General features: G+C 43.3%; 17 protein-coding genes. 14 read left to right on the top strand and 3 right to left on the bottom strand.

The genetic code is table 11. The features are described from left to right. Positions 1–51: 51 nt before the first annotated feature. Positions 52–819 carry an FKBP-type peptidyl-prolyl cis-trans isomerase gene (locus ACQY73_RS26510; RefSeq protein WP_428656967.1) on the bottom strand — a complete coding sequence of 256 codons (768 nt, stop codon included), beginning with the start codon at positions 817–819 and terminating at the stop codon, positions 52–54. 146 nt (positions 820–965) lie between these two features. Between ACQY73_RS26510 and ACQY73_RS26505 the strand changes: the two genes are divergently transcribed. From ACQY73_RS26505 to ACQY73_RS26460, 10 genes are all read left to right on the top strand, one after another. Then, positions 966–1,943: an alpha/beta hydrolase gene (locus tag ACQY73_RS26505; protein ID WP_428656964.1), complete on the top strand. Its 978-nt coding sequence runs from the start codon at positions 966–968 to the stop codon at positions 1,941–1,943. Positions 1,944–2,040: 97 nt separating this feature from the next. Continuing rightward, entirely contained in the window at positions 2,041–2,499 is a 459-nt protein-coding gene (locus ACQY73_RS26500) for a YHS domain-containing (seleno)protein (protein WP_428656962.1), read from the top strand. A gap of 37 nt (positions 2,500–2,536) precedes the next feature. Beyond that, a complete protein-coding gene (locus ACQY73_RS26495; RefSeq protein WP_428656960.1) occupies positions 2,537–2,938 on the top strand; it encodes a DoxX family membrane protein in 402 nt (133 codons plus the stop codon). Positions 2,939–3,005: 67 nt separating this feature from the next. Beyond that, on the top strand, positions 3,006–4,049 hold the full coding sequence (locus ACQY73_RS26490; RefSeq protein ID WP_428656957.1) for a hypothetical protein: 1,044 nt from the start codon (positions 3,006–3,008) through the stop codon (positions 4,047–4,049). A gap of 72 nt (positions 4,050–4,121) precedes the next feature. Next, positions 4,122–4,823 (top strand): Crp/Fnr family transcriptional regulator, encoded by a 702-nt coding sequence (locus ACQY73_RS26485; protein WP_428656955.1) that lies wholly within the window; start codon positions 4,122–4,124, stop codon positions 4,821–4,823. Between the two features lie 82 nt (positions 4,824–4,905). Next, positions 4,906–5,364 (top strand): DM13 domain-containing protein, encoded by a 459-nt coding sequence (locus ACQY73_RS26480; protein ID WP_428656953.1) that lies wholly within the window; start codon positions 4,906–4,908, stop codon positions 5,362–5,364. Between the two features lie 55 nt (positions 5,365–5,419). Further along, positions 5,420–6,136 carry a hypothetical protein gene (locus ACQY73_RS26475; protein ID WP_428656950.1) on the top strand — a complete coding sequence of 239 codons (717 nt, stop codon included), beginning with the start codon at positions 5,420–5,422 and terminating at the stop codon, positions 6,134–6,136. Positions 6,137–6,160: 24 nt separating this feature from the next. Then, entirely contained in the window at positions 6,161–6,694 is a 534-nt protein-coding gene (locus ACQY73_RS26470) for a YceI family protein (RefSeq protein WP_428656947.1), read from the top strand. Then, a complete protein-coding gene (locus ACQY73_RS26465) occupies positions 6,691–7,197 on the top strand; it encodes a DinB family protein (protein ID WP_428656944.1) in 507 nt (168 codons plus the stop codon). The genes ACQY73_RS26470 and ACQY73_RS26465 overlap by 4 nt, the downstream gene beginning before the upstream one ends. A gap of 26 nt (positions 7,198–7,223) precedes the next feature. Further along, the gene (locus ACQY73_RS26460; RefSeq protein ID WP_428656941.1) at positions 7,224–7,955 is read left to right on the top strand and encodes an NRDE family protein; all 732 of its coding nucleotides are present in this window, start codon (positions 7,224–7,226) and stop codon (positions 7,953–7,955) included. Here the strand turns inward: ACQY73_RS26460 and ACQY73_RS26455 are convergent. Then, on the bottom strand, positions 7,945–9,858 hold the full coding sequence (locus ACQY73_RS26455; RefSeq protein WP_428656939.1) for a tetratricopeptide repeat-containing sensor histidine kinase: 1,914 nt from the start codon (positions 9,856–9,858) through the stop codon (positions 7,945–7,947). The genes ACQY73_RS26460 and ACQY73_RS26455 overlap by 11 nt on opposite strands. Before the next feature lie 180 nt (positions 9,859–10,038). Here ACQY73_RS26455 and ACQY73_RS26450 point away from each other — a divergent pair, with 180 nt between their 5' ends. The 4 genes from ACQY73_RS26450 (at position 10,039) to ACQY73_RS26435 (ending at position 14,495) form a co-directional block, all read left to right on the top strand. Further along, positions 10,039–11,415, top strand: coding sequence for a hypothetical protein (locus ACQY73_RS26450; protein WP_428656936.1), 1,377 nt, complete (start codon positions 10,039–10,041; stop codon positions 11,413–11,415). A gap of 259 nt (positions 11,416–11,674) precedes the next feature. Beyond that, on the top strand, positions 11,675–12,037 hold the full coding sequence (locus ACQY73_RS26445) for a hypothetical protein (protein WP_428656933.1): 363 nt from the start codon (positions 11,675–11,677) through the stop codon (positions 12,035–12,037). Between the two features lie 139 nt (positions 12,038–12,176). Further along, entirely contained in the window at positions 12,177–12,908 is a 732-nt protein-coding gene (locus tag ACQY73_RS26440) for a GDSL-type esterase/lipase family protein (RefSeq protein WP_428656931.1), read from the top strand. Positions 12,909–12,911: 3 nt separating this feature from the next. Next, positions 12,912–14,495, top strand: a complete 1,584-nt coding sequence (locus ACQY73_RS26435) for a serine hydrolase domain-containing protein (RefSeq protein WP_428656928.1) — start codon at positions 12,912–12,914, stop codon at positions 14,493–14,495. 136 nt (positions 14,496–14,631) lie between these two features. Here the strand turns inward: ACQY73_RS26435 and ACQY73_RS26430 are convergent, their stop codons facing one another. Then, positions 14,632–16,113, bottom strand: a complete 1,482-nt coding sequence (locus tag ACQY73_RS26430; RefSeq protein WP_428656925.1) for a RagB/SusD family nutrient uptake outer membrane protein — start codon at positions 16,111–16,113, stop codon at positions 14,632–14,634. Positions 16,114–16,117 lie beyond the last annotated feature (4 nt).

The raw sequence follows: 16,117 nt of genomic DNA, 5'->3' as shown, positions 1-16,117 counted from the left end.
AGAATTTTGAAGATTATAGGTGGTTTGGTTGATCTTCAAAATCCGCCGAAATCATTTTACGATTTCCAATAACTCTACTTCAAATATCAATGTCGAATACGGCTTAATTTCCTGACCTGCGGCACGCTCACCATACGCAAGGTTATAAGGCACGTACAATTTCCACTTAGAACCCACAGGCATCAGCTGTAATGCTTCTACCCAACCCTGAATCACTCCGCCTACCGGAAACTCTGCCGGTTGGCCTCTCTTCACTGAGCTATCAAAAATTGTTCCATCAATAAGTGTTCCATGATAATGCGTCTTCACTGTGTTGTTGATGGTTGGTTTCGGGCCTTCTCCCGCTTTCAGGACTTCGTATTGCAAACCGCTGGGTAAGGTAACGACGCCGGTCTTCTTCTTATTTTCTTCAAGGAATTTTTCACCTTCCAATTTATTACCTTCAAACTTCTTGGCTTCCTCCGATTGGCGCTGTGATTGAAGCCTGTTAAAATAGTTACCTAAGATCATTTGAGCTTGGTTATCGTCCAAATCTCCTTTGCCGCCTTTCAGCACATCCTGAATACCTTTGGCTAATAAATTAACATTGATCTTGTCAAGACCCTGACCTTTTAGGTTTTGGGCTATATTCATCCCGATGCTGTACGCAACCGAGTCTAATTCAGTACTCATTTTGGAAGCAACCGCAGTTTTTGCAGGAGCCGCTTTGGCAGGAGTTGTGGTTTTTGCGGCAGGTTTGGCAGGTACTTTTTTAGTTTGTGAGAAGGAAACAACCGTTGAAATCAATAATACAGAGACAGTGCAAGCTAGATACTTCATTATGTAAATAATTTTGTTTGGTTTTAGTAGATTCTTTGAAGATCGGCGTCGCTTTCGTAATTAAAACCAAGCAAAATTCAAAAAATCAAAAGTTTCTTTAAACTTTCGTAAATAAACGTAAAATTGATAGAAAAAAGTTTGGCAGAATGAATTATTTGAAATTAATACCCCAATATGGGTTATTTGTATTTTTGTTTCCCACTAAAGCATTTACCTTCTTGAAACACACTGACACCACGATAGAAATCAACGTTCGGCATGAAAAAACATTCTATTCAACGCATTTGCAGCGGCAAGTGACGCTTGAGGTTGTTTTACCTGCCAACTATATCAATACAAACTTCGCCTACAAAGTATTATATATGAACGATGGGCAGGATCTGGACCGCCTGAACATGACTGAGGCTATCGAAAAAACTACACCTTTTATTGAGCCTTTTATCCTTATTGCTATTCATTGCGGTGAGCGTATTCAGGAATACGGAATAGCTTCCCGCCCTGACTATAAACAACGAGGAGCCAAAGCAGGTTCCTATACGCAATTTGTTTTGGAAGAGCTAATGCCTTATATCCAAGAACATTACCGAGTACTTACCGGTCCGAAAAACACCGTTTTCTGCGGCTTTTCGCTGAGTGGTCTTTCGGCATTTGATATTGTGTGGCACCATCCGGAACTGTTTGGCAAAGCGGGCGTATTTTCCGGCTCTTTCTGGTGGCGACAAAAAGCCTACGAAAATCATTACGATGACCATACCGACCGAATCATGCACCAATTGGTGCGGAATACACCCGTAGGGGCAGGGCTTGCCTCTGCCCCTGAAGAGCTAACCAAAGAAATCCGGGCAGAATTAACCAAAGAAATCCGGGCAGACGTAAAGCCTGCCCCTACGGATCGTCCGCAATTCTGGTTGCAAACAGGCTCAGAAGACGAAAAAGATGATCGAAACGGTAACGGCGTCATTGATTCGATTGAAGATACACTTGACTTAATTGCAGAATTAGAGCGTAAAGGTTACCGATGGGGAAAAGATATACGCTATGTTGAAGTCAAAGACGGGCATCACGATCAGGAAACGTGGTCTGCCATCATGCCCGATTTTTTGAAGTGGGCTTTCGGAAAGTAAGTTAATAAAATTTGATTTTTCAGGGTTTTGTCATTTAGCCGACATTCGATTGGGTGTTGATGTATGAACTTTGCAGCATCAAATTATCAATCAAGTCATGAAAACTATCTTTTTAGCGGTAATCCTGCTATTGACACAGCTTACGTTTGCCCAAACTTCGGCAGTACGTAAAAACCAATTTAACCTGGAAAACGGCATTGCTCTATCAGGTTATGACCCTGTCAGTTATTTTCAGAAAAAGCCGACGAAAGGTTCAAAGGCGTATACAGTTACGCATGAGGGAATTACGTATCAATTCTCAAGCGCCGCAAATGCCGAAACATTCAAAAAAACTCCTGCTGCTTATGAGCCACAATACGGAGGGTGGTGCGCGTATGCCATGGGTGCTAACGGCGAAAAGGTGGAAATAAACCCTGATACCTACAAGATCGTCAATGGAAAGCTCTATCTTTTTTACAATAGACTTTTTAATAATACTCTTCCCGACTGGAACAAAGATGAAGTCAACCTGAAAGCCAAGGCCGACAAAAATTGGATGCGTATTTCCGGTCATTGATAATTCCTAAACCATCAACCTTTCCTACTTTATAACGATGAAAACGAAACGTATTATCTCTTGGATAGCCCAAGTTGTGGCGGCGATTATTATGCTTCAAACCCTTTGGTTTAAATTTACGGGCGCCGAAGAAAGCATTTACATTTTCTCTAAACTCGGTGCCGAACCCTACGGACGTATCGGTTCAGGCATCATCGAATTGATCGCCGGAATTCTTTTACTTACACCGCGTTATTGTTGGGTCGGGGCCGGATTGGGTTTGGGGACAATGGCAGGCGCTATTTTGTCCCATCTCACGCTGCTCGGTATTGATGTTTTGGGCGATGGTGGTCAACTGTTTGCAATGGCGCTCATTACTTTTAAATGCTGCGCTATCGTTTTGGTATTAAATTGGTCAAAAGCCATGACAACCATAAAAGAGCTTCGACCCGCCCATTGAATCAACATTTTTTTCTTAACTTTTTAGCCCTTAACTTGCTTTAAGTACGTGTTACCTACCCACATTTATGTTCTCAAACGTTCGTTTTCCACTTTGGCTCATTAAACTGTTTAATTACGAATACTGGACCTGGTGGGTATTTTTTATGCCTTTGGCTCCCTATTGGCTCTATTTAGCCATTCGCAATAGATCACTTACGTACTTTACAACCGTTAACACCTGCATTCCCGACGGAGGAGTTTTCGGGGAGTCAAAAAATGATATACTTAGTCAAATTGATTCTCGGTATTTGCCGGCAGGAGCTTTTATACAACAGGGAGAAGCATGGGAGTCTGTTGAACAAAAATTAAAAAACGCCAAGATTTCTTTTCCGCTGATTGTCAAGCCCGATGTGGGAGGCCGAGGGTTCAGAGTTCATAAGATAAACGACGCACAAACCCTGCAACGCTATTTAATCGAAACCCCACAACCCATTATCATTCAGGAATATGTAGCGTACGAATTGGAATTCGGGGTGATGTATGCTCGCTTCCCGGAAGAAACCAAAGGAAGAATTACCTCTATCACGCAGAAAGAATTTTTGAGCGTTATCGGCGACGGGCGCTCTACTGTTGCAGAATTGCTGGCTAAAAATACCCGCGCCCGCTTTGCGATGGAAGAACTTCAGGAAAGAGTAAAAGAGGCATGGAACGACGTAGTTCCGAACGGTCAGCGCCGTTACCTTCAACCCATTGGCAATCATTGTCTGGGAACCAAGTTTCTGAATGCCAATCATTTGATCAATCAACGATTGGTGCATGTTTTTGATCAAATAGCACTCCCGATCGAAGGTTTTTATTATGGCCGTTTTGATTTGAAAGTGAGCTCCTTAGAAGACTTTTATGCCGGAAATAATATCAAAATTCTGGAATTAAACGGCGCTACTTCTGAGCCGGGGCATGTCTATGATCCCAATTATAGTCTTTGGAAAGCCTACCGAGATATTATGCACAATATGCGAATTGTAGCCGACATCAGCGCGGCTAACATTCGCTTGGGTGTAAAGCCTACTCCTTTGGGTCAACTTTTACAAACTTCGCGGGCGTTTTTTGCCATGAGCGGGCAATTGTAAGGCTGCATCATTTGGGTAAAATGTTCGTATATTTACTCAAACTAACGCCCGTTTACCCTAAACCTTTGTAGAATGACGCCGCAATTTTCGCTCGAAACCCGCTATTGGCACCTTCGCGACCATCAATTATTCAGGCACCTTGATTCTGCGGAACTACGACAAATTTGCCTGATCACCAATTTCAAATCTGCCAGAAAAAACGAGATCATCTACTTTGCACACGACGAAATGAATCGCGTTTATTTTCTTAAAAAGGGAGTTATAAAAATTGTAGAACTGGACGTTGACGGCAACGAGAAGATCAAAGAAGTAATTCAGAAAGGAGACCTTTTCGGACAAATCACGCTCGATACTGTCGAAACGGATGAGTATGCCGTCGCTTTATCTGACGCTGTTACGGTTTGCAGTTTTAAAATTGAAGACTTCGAAAATGTCATCCAACAAAACCCTACCCTGGCCATAAAGTTCACCAAACTGATCGGCTTACGTTTTCGCAGGCTTGAGAATCGATATACAAATCTCATGTTTAAAGACGTTCGTACCCGTCTATTGCTTTTTTTGGAAGAGTGGGCCGAAAAAGAAGGCACGCCTACTCCCGAAGGTATTACCCTGAAAAACTACCTGACGCATCAGGACGTTGCCGGCTTGATTTGCAGCACCCGCCAAACAGTGACCCAGCTTTTCAGCGAATTAAAACAGCATGGACTTCTCGATTACAATCGCAGCAATATTATTATTCCTGATATAAAACAACTGCGAAAATTTACGGTATAAATATCACGCAAACGTCAGCGAGCCGACATTCATTTCGGGCATGATTGGGCACCTTTGTAACAGGAACAAATTATAAAAGCCCATGAAACAAATACTGTTACTGCTGTTGGTGCTGTCGGGAGGAATGGCCTGTCAAAGAAACGGGGAACTTTTACCGGTTTCGCTGACACCGGAGTCAACGACCAACAATATCGGCATTAATAAGCCTATCGCTCAATTTGACTCTGTAGGGCAAAAATTATTGGCCCAAGGTGAGTTTGTGTCCAATGTTCACACTACTTCCGGTGGGGTAAAACTGTATCAAAAAGGGGAAAAATATACCCTTGTATTTGATAACTTCAAAACCGACAGCGGGCCCGATCTACGCATTTATCTTTCCGAAGATCGTGTAGCTTCACGATTTATCGAAAGCAGTACTAAAGTAAACATTGGCAATTATTTTGTTGAAATTCCCGCTAATGTTGACCTGAAAACGTATAAATACGTCTTAATCTGGTGCAAGTCGTTTTCTGTATTATTTGGCAGTGCCGAACTGAAATGATAATTACAGCACTATGTATTCCAATTCGATTTTTTATCAGCTAACTTTTAAATGAATGAGAAAAGCATTTTTGATACTGTTTACCCTAACGGTAGTTACCGGCAGTCATGCCCAATATGTTTACCCTAAAAAACAGGCAAACGCTGACGTGGCATTGTCGGCCATCGGCGGATTTTCGGGGGCGTTATCGTACCAACAATTGTATGGTATTGGTAAAGTCAAACGATTTAAAGTGGGTTGGGGAGTGCGCCTAACATCCTTTGTCGGCAAGAACCGTGATTATACCACCGCACCCGCCCGGCTTACTTCAGGGCAAGTAGGGCCGCAGGTGTTGTTTGTTGAAAATGTTTTGTCCAACATTGACACGCTCCGTCTAGCGCATTCGCAAACCAACGCACTCAATTTGGTCATTAATCTGGAATACAGTTTCCGAAAGCTGGACGTTGGTTTCAACATTGACGCCGTTGGCGTAACTTTTGGCGGCGAGCAGACAGGGACGTTTATTGCCAAATCTACCGGCTCACGTTTCCACAATACACAACAATCGGCCAAACCTACAAGCTTTAATTTGTTATTGGTCAGCGATAATGACTTGGGAAGTTTAAACTCTGAACTTTATGCACGTTATTGGTTGACTCCGAAAACCGCCATACGCATCGGTGGCAGTTTTCAGTTTACCGAATACACTGCCTCTCAAAAACTTACGTTTGAGAACGACCGCTTTCGCAACAAGATATTAATGCCTTTTGTGGCAGTTTCTTTCAGATTATAACGCCGAAAAGATGCTTTAGAAGCTATGAAAACAATCTTAGTTTTAGTAATTTGCGTAAGTATATCGGGTAATGGGATTAGTCAAACATGGCAACCGATTGCTTCAAGCATTGGTTTTTCCGTAAAAATGCTCGGTGTAACGGTCCAAGGCTCGTTCAAAGGATTGTCGGCAACGCTGAAATTCAATCCTGAAACTCTTAATACAAACAGTATTTCAGCCACCGTTGACGCGGCTTCTGTTGATACCGACAATTCGCTTCGAAATCGACATCTCCGCGAAAAAGAAGATTTTTTTGAAGTGGCCAAATACCCTAACATCAGTCTAAAATCTACGAAGTTCGAAAAAGCCCCCAATGGCTACATCGGCTACTTTGAATTGACCATTAAATCCATTACGAAGATTGTAAAAGTGCCGTTTACATTTTCAGAGTCAAATAATAAAGCCACTTTTAGTGGAACATGTACTATAAACCGACGTGATTGGGCCATCGGAGGTAATACCTTCGGAATGTCCAATGATGTTACTATCCATCTAACAGCTAACACCATTTTAAAATGAATTTGCTCCAACGAACTAATCTTGATGTACTGTTCCAGCTTAGAGATTTACTCACCATCATCTCGTATGAGGCTTATTCCAGTCCGTTGCCCCTACTGCATGGCAGCAGCGTAGGAAAACACATCAGGCATACATTAGAATTTTACCAATGTCTTTTTGAGCAGGCACCGCACGGTTTCGTAGATTATGATGCCCGGAATCGCAATATGCGTCTGGAAAATGACCCCGCTTTCAGTCTTTCTTTCATCCATACATTAGAAGAATCATTGACCAAAGCGATTCCTCAAACGCCCATTACCCTCAAAACATCTTTTTTGGGCAACGAATCTGAACACATTCAAACATCATGGGCGCGTGAATTGGTGTATATGGCCGAGCATGCCATTCACCATTTTGCCGTTATTAAGATCGCCCTCCGGGAGCAGTTCCCGGAAATAACCCTCCCTGCTCACTTCGGCGTAGCGTATTCGACCATCAAGTACCGCGAAAGTGTAAATGCCTGATGTACTTAACCCACCATTGATAAATTATGTGCTTTGTAACCTATATCCCCTACCAACGAGGCTTTATTCTGACTTCCAATCGTGATGAAAGTGTAGGGCGTCCGAAGGCATTACCTCCCAAAAAATACTTTATTGATGAAACACCCGTATTTTATCCACAGGATAAGTTGGCCGGAGGTACATGGATCGCCACTTCGCCTAAGGCAACGGTTTGTCTGCTCAATGGAGCGTTTGTTAAGCACCGGCATCAGCCTCCCTATCGAATGAGTCGAGGAAAAGTAGTGCTTGATTTTTTTCGATATGAGCAATTGTCGGATTTTGTAGAGCAATATGAACTCAATGGCATTGAGCCGTTTACGTTAATTATTGTTGAACAGGAGAATAAATTACAGCTTTCTGAACTTCGTTGGGACGGTGCTCAATTGCATATAAAAACGTTAGATGCGTTTCAAACCTATGCTTGGTCGTCGGTAACATTATATACTGATACGATTATTCAGGAACGTGAACATTGGTTTAAAGAATGGGCGATTCAGCACGTCGTTTTTGAAGGAAGCGACGTACTTGACTTCCATACTTTGGGAGGTAACGGTGATATTACCAATGATCTCGTCATGAATCGCAACGACTTATTACGCACCGTAAGCACTACTCAAATTCAAAAAACGCCTGCGCAGTTTTTGATAAATTACCAAGATAGATTCACCGGCAAACGCTTCAGTTATCGCATTTTTGAAGAAGAGAAAATCAGTTGTTAAGTACAATTTGAGGCGTAAGTAATTGTCGTGTTTCTTCGTATGGAATATTAATACTGATAACGGTTCCGCCGTTAGGTTGACTTTCTATTGAAAGCGTACCACGAATGTCCGTAGCGCGTTGGCGAATGTTTTGTAAACCCATCCCCTCTTCCACTCTTTGGATCGGAATGCCTTTTCCGTTGTCGGCCACGGTCAGGATCACCCGGTTGCCCAATCGTTGCAGGGTTACAAAGGTTTTGGTAGCTTGGGCGTGTTTGAGAACATTATTGCATAATTCAAAACCGATCAGGTAAAGATTAAACTCAATTTCGGGCGTAAAACGCTCCGGTAGATCGCCGCTTGTCTGAAGACTGAATTGCGTAGTACCTGCCGAATTCAGTTTGTAGATCAAACGGTCAAATACCGGCAAAAGCCCTTCCCGCTCCAAGTCTTCGGGAAGCATATTGTGCGAAAGCGTCCGTACTTGGCGGCAGGCGTCGATCATCATTTCCACCACATTATCATAAATATCGCGCTCGTGGCGGTCAAGCTGTGAAGGGTCAAGAATCTGCAAGCTTAGTTTGGCCGCCGATAAAAGCCCGCCCAAGTTATCGTGCAATTCAGACGCAACACGTTTACGTTCAGTTGTTTGCCCTTTCAAAAACGCTTCTTCTATTTCACGTTTTTTGCGCGCCAGTTCATAATTTTTCTGCCGTAATGTACGGCTGTAAACGATCAATGCAATGCCAAATGCGCTCAAAAGAAATACCCCTATCAGCAAAAAATTTCGGGTACGGTTCTGCAAAGCGATCTGCTGCTCCAGACGTGCGCTGTCGACTTCGTACACGCGCCGCATATCTGCCAACGCCACTAATCGGCGGGCAATGCCCAAACTATCGCGTAAAGTAGCTTCCCGGCGGTAAGCCCTTAAGGAAGCAAGTTCGTTTCCAAGCTTCGCATACGCTACGGTGAGCGTTTGATAAGAAAATGGTTTAAGAGAAGCATAATTATACCGGTCGGCCATAGCCAATGCTTTTTCGGCATATCCCTGCGCTTTTTTATAATCTTTCAGGGCAAGAAATGATTCTCCGAGGCTATTGGTCACTGAAGCCACCCCCCGTGTATGGTTGATCTCTTCAAAAAGTGCAAAGGCTTTGCTCAAAAGCGGCAGGGCTTTACCGGCCCGCCCGATCTTATTATAATAATCACCCATTTCTTCATAGGTGCCCGCCAACGAGTTCTTATTGTTCAATTCCTGCGCCACGGCAAGTTGCTTTTCAAACATTTGAAGCACTAATTCATTCTTGCCCCATTGCTGGTACAGAGAATTGAGCATGCTGTAAAGGCCCAGCATAAATTTCAGTTTGAGTGGCCTGTCTTCGTCAGAGCTACTTTCCAGTTGCGCCAGGGCCGTTTTCAAATACTTTTCCGCTTTTGGAAAATCAGAGGAGCGCAAAAAACTTTGCCCCAGATTTTGTTGTATCATCCAGGATTTTCGGCAATTGCCACCCAAGGCGTCACACAGTTTGAGCGCTTCCAGACTTATTTCAAGCGATCTGACATAGTCATGCGTGCGGCGGTACTTTACTTCTCTGCGAAGCATAGCCTCTATCACCATTTCTTTATCTTCCTGCTGCTTGGCAAGCTCAAACAGGCGGTCATTATAGAACATACTCGTATCCAGATCGCGGTAGTCATCTTCCAGATACAAAGAACCCAACAAGTTGAGTACCTGCATTTTTTGTTTAAGTTGTTTGGAAGAAGAAGGTAGACGCTCTACATCGGCCAACATTTTTTTAGCTACCGCTTTAAGGCTGTCTTTATAGACATGATTGTAGTTTCGAGTATGATCAATACGCGGTACCTGCCCCACTGTTTTGTAGAAAGGTAAAAAGAAAACCCATAACAAAAGCCAATTTCTCATGCTGAAAAGCTAAAAAGTAGGGGGTAAACCGTTGATTATGTGGATTTTTGAAAGCACTAATTTAGAAGAATCTTAGGGAAGAGAAAAATAAATGATTTGTTTAACCGCTTTTTAATTTGTTTTTTAATCGGTATTAATCTTTCCGGCGGTGCTTTGTGTCGAAAAAATTACTCTCGCACCATGAAGCATTTTATTTGGTTTTTTTTATTTGTCGCCGTTACAACTCAAGCACAGGACACCCTTAAAGCCATTCCTGAAAAGAATGAGTTAAAGTACAATCTTAATGCCTCAGGTTCCCATTTTTTCAAAGCCACGTTTCTGAATCAAACGTGGGTACGTTTTAACAACAGTAATCCCGGTACCACAGTCTTAGGCGAAGCGGCCCCTCAAACGTTTGACTTAGGTCTGCGCCGTACACGGATGCAATTGTTCGGACAAATCACTGACCGTACGTTCATTTATCTCCAATTGGGGATGAACAATTTTAACTTTTTAAATGGTTTTCCGGCGTTGGGAAACGCACAGGGAGTTCCTTCCAACCGTAAAGTAGCTTTCTTTTTGCACGATGCAGTGGTAGAATTCTCGGCATTTCCCAACAAAGATTGGTTGAAAATTGGCGGTGGTTTGACGATTTTGAATGGTCTTTCGCGCTTTAGCCAACCAAGTGTGAGCAGCATTATGACGATGGATGTACCCGTTTTTGCTCAGGCTACGGTAGACCAAACGGATGAATTCTCGCGCAAACTTACCCTTTATGCTCGTGGGCAAGTGGGCCATTGGGATTATCGATTTGGTTTAACAGATCCCTTTCCCATCGGAACAAACGGAAACCCCGTTCCTGCGATTTCGGTCAACTCTACTTTTGCCGCCAAAGGACACCACAAACAATACCAAGGCTTTCTGGTTTACAACTTTTTTGACAAAGATGTCCACCAAACACCTTACATGACAGGCACTTATTTGGGAAAAAGAAAAGTATTGAACATTGAAGGAGGTTTTATCAGTCAAAAAGCGGCCATGTGGCGCACGCAAAATTCGGGCCGCGATACGGTGTATAATGCCATGAATTTATGGTCATTGGCGATGTTTGCCGATATGCCGGTCAATAAGGCAAAAGGAACCGCTATTTCTGCCTACTTAGGCTATTTTCATACCGACTACGGTGCCAATTACCTGCGTTTCAACGGCATCATGAACCCTGCCAACGGTACCACACAATCGCTGTCGGGAGTATCGGGAATACAAGGCAATGCTTTTCCAATGTTTGGCACGGGCAGCGTGATTTACAGCCAGTTCGGGTACTTATGTGCTTCTGATCTGTTTGGCAAAAATGGAACACTTATGCCGTATGCATCAGCACAACTGGCCGATTATCAACGCCTCACCAAAACAGCAGGTATATATAATATAGGAGTTAATTGGATGCTGAAAGGTCATAATTCTAAAATATCATTGGAATTCCAGAATCGTCCGGTCTATCAAAATGCCACCGATGGTCTTTTGAAACAAAACGGGCGGCGTGGCTCAGTAACGGTACAATATCAGGTTTTCATCTAAATTTTTCCGATAAGGCAATCGTATTCTTTGAATCGATCGACTATCGCAGTAATAAAATTAAAGATTTCATTAGTAGAGAAAAGGTTTAGGTAAGTTCGAATCCGACTTCTCATTGGGAGGTCGGATTTTATTTATTTAGCATATATATTGTATTTTATCAGGAAAAATTAATAAAAAATTCATTGATTTTTAATGCAGATTCTGCCGGCAGTTTTTTATCATTGCAAAAAATACATTCAATTTAAATTTAGTAAAACTTATGAACAAAATCATTTTCTCCCTGCTGTTGGGTATTGGTGCCATTTCTTATTCTGCTTCAGCACAAACTGCTACTCCAACGGCAGCTGCTTCAACCGATACTACTGCCCTAAAAGAATTTGCGGGCAAATATAAATTTGAAGGCCTTCCGTTTGAGTTCATGGAATTTTCGTTGAAACAAGGTTCTCTTGCAGTTCAGGCAGGAGATCAGGGAGGTCCAATTGCTCCGGTCAAAGATGCTGTTGATAAATTTGAAACCGCCGACAGCGCCGCCAAATTTACCTTTACCCGTAACGAAGAAAAGAAAATTGTAAAAGTAAAGGTTGAATTTCAGGGAATGGAATTCGAAGGTAAGAAAGAGTAAACTTGCTTTAGGCAGAAAATATCCCTAAAAGCATTAAAATATTAGTGAGGCTTACTGAAAAGTATAAAAATATTTTCAGTAAGCCTTTGTTTTTTAGTAAATTGCGCATCTTTTCGCTTGCACTCCATTCACCCTACTTATGAGAAAAAATTTTACTCTACCCCTTTTGGGGTTGGCATTGCTGATGGCTTGTCAACCCGACACTAATTATTCCCAACCTCAACCTATTGCAGAAGCCTTCGAATGTGACTACCAAATTGATCGGTATGAGCCTGAAATCAGAACTTTCGAAAAAGACAATCTAGAAAAAGGCATTAAAACCGGCGAGATACTATTTTACGGAAGCTCCAGCTGGCGCCTTTGGAAAGACATGAAAACGGATCTGGCTCCATTGCCCGTTGTTAACCACGGTTTTGGAGGTTCTACCATTCCTGAGCTTATTCATTATCTGGACCGGGCGGTATTTCCGTATCAACCGAAACTATTGGTTATCTACGGCGGCGAAAATGATTTGGCGTTGGGTAAGTATAAATCAGCAGAACAGATGTTTGATTCATATCGTGAATTGATAGCATTGGTACAAAATCGTTTTCCATCAACAAGGATCTGTTATGTATCCATGAAGCTGTCTCCCTCGCGCCGCAAGCATTGGGAAACTTTCAAGAAAGGAAATGCTTTGATAAAACTATTCACTACAGGTTGCACAACAGGGAAGCGCCTGTCGTACATAGACATAAATCCTCTTCTTTTCAACGCTAACGGTACTGTTAAAGGTGAGTTGTATACACAGGACAGCCTCCACCTTAACCCGCAGGGATATCGCGAGTATGCCAAAGTACTTGTGCCTTATCTAAAGCGAAAATACAGATAACTTATGCAAACCACTCGTCGTCAATTTATTCAGCAGCTGGGCTTTGCCGGCGCAGGCATGGCCTTTTCGGCAGCTGTGCCTTTTGATCTGTTTGCCAAATCAAAAATAAGTTTACCACGTACCACTCCTGAAATCCAAGGCATAGACTCGGCGGGAATTTCAGCATTTTTGGGTGCCGTTGCCCAAAGCAAACACGAGTTTCATAGTTTGATGATAGTACGCCACGGGCACGTAGTGGCCGAAGGTTGGTGGGCTCCGTACCGCGCAGACCTAAAGCATACTTTGTATTCGATGAGCAAAAGTTTCACTTCTACGGCCGTAGGCTTTGCGGTAGCTGAAGGAAAACTCAAGACGAGCGACTTGGTTGTATCATTTTTCCCCAATGATCTGCCTGCTACCATCAGTGAGAACTTAGCAAAATTGAAGGTCAAAGACCTACTATCAATGTCAGTAGGGCAAGAGGCGGAGCCTTTGATCAGAAATGAAGATAATTGGGCCAAATCTTTTTTGGCAACTCCCATCAAATATACTCCCGGAAGTGTCTTTTTGTACAACAGCATAGCAACCTATATGTGCTCGGCCATTGTGCAGAAAGTAACGGGACAAAAGATCGTTGATTACCTCAAACCCCGTTTATTTGAGCCGTTAGGCATTGAAGGAGCGGATTGGGAAGAAGATTCGCAGGGTATCAATACCGGAGGTTGGGGCTTGCGGGTACGTACCGAAGACTTAGCCAAGTTTGGCCAATTATACCTGCAAAAAGGCCTATGGAACGGCAAACAGTTGATTCCGAAAGCGTGGGTGGAAGAAGCTACAACCTTTAAAATACAGCAGCCCGCTCCCGCCAAACCTACCCGCTCCAATGACCAAAACGACTGGTTGCAGGGATATTGTTATCAATTCTGGCGTTGCCGACACAATGCCTTTCGCGGTGACGGCGCTTTTGGTCAATACACCATTGTAATGCCCGATCAGGACGCCGTCATTGCCATCACAAGCGAAACCTCCAACATGCAGGGAATTCTTGATCTGGTTTGGGAACATTTATTGCCTGCCATGAAGTCGCAATCACTGCCTGCCAATGCCTTAGCGAATAAGGAATTAAAACAACAACTGGTCGCACTGGCATTATTGCCTCCCAAAGGAGGGGTAATCCGCTCAACTGCCGCCAAAGTGTCGGGCAAATTGTTTCAGATAGAACCAAATTCATTGAATATAGAGAGCATATCACTGGCTTACCGCGAAGGCGACACCTACCAATTTTTCATCAAAGACAAGGCAGGAGAACATAGATTTATCTGCGGATTAGAAAAATGGGCCTTTGGCGAAACCGACCTCTCTCAACCAAACCTGGTTGTTTCTCCCAAAATAAAGAGAGAACGTATCTCTAAAATTGCCGCAAGCGGCAGTTGGAGAGAACCGAATACCTTTGAGATCACAATGCGTTATTATGAAACGCCTCACCGCGATTTTATCACCTGTAAATTTGAAGGAGATTCGGTTCAGGTAAGTTTTGATAACAGCATGAACCGTATGTCAGGAGCCAAAGATAAAAGGCCGGTATTGCAGGGAAAAACAAGCGTTTGATTCGGTGAAAGTGCAGAGGGTTGCTCACAACCCGACCGGTTGGGTTGTGAGCAACCCTCTGCACTCTTTATTTCCTCAAAAAGAAAGGCCTTCCAAATTTATTTGGAGGGCCTTTCTTTTTACTGTTGATTACCTATTAAAGAGGATTCTGCACAATGGCTTTGTTAGCATTCATCTCTCTTCTTGGAAAGAGGAATTCCCATTGCTTATCACCCGCCGGCATATCAAAAAGAACTGCGATAGACGCGATGGCGTTGGTTCCGTTTCTGTTCAAAGGTTGATTCAGGCGTTTCAAGTCAAGGAATCTGAAACCTTCACCCCACAATTCAACTCTTCTGTGGAAATATATCTCGCTTAACAATGTAGCACCGGTGCTTGTTGAAAGTTTGTAAGCAGCATCTCTTTTGCTGATCAGGTCAAACAAAACCTTGGCAGCATTGGCATCCTGTCCTAATTTAGCTTTGGCTTCTGCTTCAATCAAATACATTTCAGCGGCTCTCATGTAAGGCACATCACCCATAGCACTGGTAGAAGGAACACCCGGAAGTCTGAATTTTTGGTTTAGATAAGGTACTCTTACCCCACCCGGAGGAACGATTGAGTTGGCAGCAGTAGGTGCTTTTACCCACATTTTAGACCGAATGTCCGTAGTTGGGATGGCGTTATAAAGCAAACTGTTGATCACTTTAGGATACGTTCTGATAACGGTTGAGTTGTAATTGCAGGAAATATAAGAATGGTACCCTCCAAAGAACTCTGACTGATCTTCCAAGTGGTCAAAGCCCCACATCCACTCAGGGTTGCTTAAATCCTGAAAACCGTCCTGATATTGAGCTTCTGACATTGGAGCATAACCGGTTCTGGCTTCTGCGGCGTATTTCGCGGCATCGGCCCAGTTTTGTTGCGTAAGAGCTACCCGTGCCAAAAGGCCTTTTGTTACTTCCAGGTTTATGTGCGACTTGAAGGCTCTTGTTGTCTTTAACAATGTTGCCGCTTGTGCCAAATCTTTGTTGATTTGAGTATAAACCTCTTCCACCGTATTTCTTGCAAGACCTTCAGTAGTAGGTGTCAATACCAAAGGCACGCCCAATTGAGCGTTTGGTTTGGCAGCAGCATCGTACCGTTTGCCGTACAATTGAATCAGATTGAAGTAAGCCCAACCGCGCAAAGCCAGTGCTTCTCCTTTTATTTGATCTTTTTCAGCTTGTGTACCTGTTGCATTATCAATGTTGGCAATGGCAATGTTGGCATTGCCGATGGTTCGATAATACATCTCATAAGGAAAAATAGTCATCACGTTGGTGTCGGAGCGGTGAGCAGTCCATCTTGTTTCGCCCACGTGCCAGCTGGCGGCAGTTGCACCAATGATAACGTCTTCACCCATATGATCCAAAATGATCATCAGCGCAGGGTGTCCTGAATGCCCCTGTGAACTCTGGTAGCGGAGAATGAGTGCCCGATAAATACCGTTGATGGCGGCAGCTGCGTTTTTGGTGGTCGCATAAGCCGAGGCAGCATCAACGCTGGCAGTAGGTACAGTATCTAAATAAGTGTTCTCGCAGGAAGTAGCTACTGTACACAGCATAGCTACGAATGCTATTAATAATTTATTCTTCATGATT

The sequence above is a fragment of the Runella sp. genome (genome assembly GCF_965279615.1).
Taxonomy (GTDB): domain Bacteria; phylum Bacteroidota; class Bacteroidia; order Cytophagales; family Spirosomataceae; genus Runella.
Note: the sequence above shows the minus strand (reverse complement) of the source record. Positions and strands in the feature narration are given on the sequence as shown.

Bases quoted from the DNA above. Each gene is read 5' to 3' on its own strand.
- ACQY73_RS26430 (WP_428656925.1), bottom strand. From the start codon at position 16,113: ATGAAGAATAAATTATTAATAGCATTCGTAGCTATGCTGTGTACAGTA.
- ACQY73_RS26440 (WP_428656931.1), top strand. From the start codon at position 12,177: ATGAGAAAAAATTTTACTCTACCCCTTTTGGGGTTGGCATTGCTGATG.
- ACQY73_RS26450 (WP_428656936.1), top strand. From the start codon at position 10,039: ATGAAGCATTTTATTTGGTTTTTTTTATTTGTCGCCGTTACAACTCAA.
- ACQY73_RS26500 (WP_428656962.1), top strand. From the start codon at position 2,041: ATGAAAACTATCTTTTTAGCGGTAATCCTGCTATTGACACAGCTTACG.
- ACQY73_RS26485 (WP_428656955.1), top strand. From the start codon at position 4,122: ATGACGCCGCAATTTTCGCTCGAAACCCGCTATTGGCACCTTCGCGAC.
- ACQY73_RS26495 (WP_428656960.1), top strand. From the start codon at position 2,537: ATGAAAACGAAACGTATTATCTCTTGGATAGCCCAAGTTGTGGCGGCG.
- ACQY73_RS26455 (WP_428656939.1), bottom strand. From the start codon at position 9,858: ATGAGAAATTGGCTTTTGTTATGGGTTTTCTTTTTACCTTTCTACAAA.
- ACQY73_RS26475 (WP_428656950.1), top strand. From the start codon at position 5,420: ATGAGAAAAGCATTTTTGATACTGTTTACCCTAACGGTAGTTACCGGC.
- ACQY73_RS26510 (WP_428656967.1), bottom strand. From the start codon at position 819: ATGAAGTATCTAGCTTGCACTGTCTCTGTATTATTGATTTCAACGGTT.
- ACQY73_RS26465 (WP_428656944.1), top strand. From the start codon at position 6,691: ATGAATTTGCTCCAACGAACTAATCTTGATGTACTGTTCCAGCTTAGA.
- ACQY73_RS26445 (WP_428656933.1), top strand. From the start codon at position 11,675: ATGAACAAAATCATTTTCTCCCTGCTGTTGGGTATTGGTGCCATTTCT.
- ACQY73_RS26490 (WP_428656957.1), top strand. From the start codon at position 3,006: ATGTTCTCAAACGTTCGTTTTCCACTTTGGCTCATTAAACTGTTTAAT.
- ACQY73_RS26460 (WP_428656941.1), top strand. From the start codon at position 7,224: ATGTGCTTTGTAACCTATATCCCCTACCAACGAGGCTTTATTCTGACT.
- ACQY73_RS26470 (WP_428656947.1), top strand. From the start codon at position 6,161: ATGAAAACAATCTTAGTTTTAGTAATTTGCGTAAGTATATCGGGTAAT.
- ACQY73_RS26435 (WP_428656928.1), top strand. From the start codon at position 12,912: ATGCAAACCACTCGTCGTCAATTTATTCAGCAGCTGGGCTTTGCCGGC.
- ACQY73_RS26480 (WP_428656953.1), top strand. From the start codon at position 4,906: ATGAAACAAATACTGTTACTGCTGTTGGTGCTGTCGGGAGGAATGGCC.
- ACQY73_RS26505 (WP_428656964.1), top strand. From the start codon at position 966: ATGAATTATTTGAAATTAATACCCCAATATGGGTTATTTGTATTTTTG.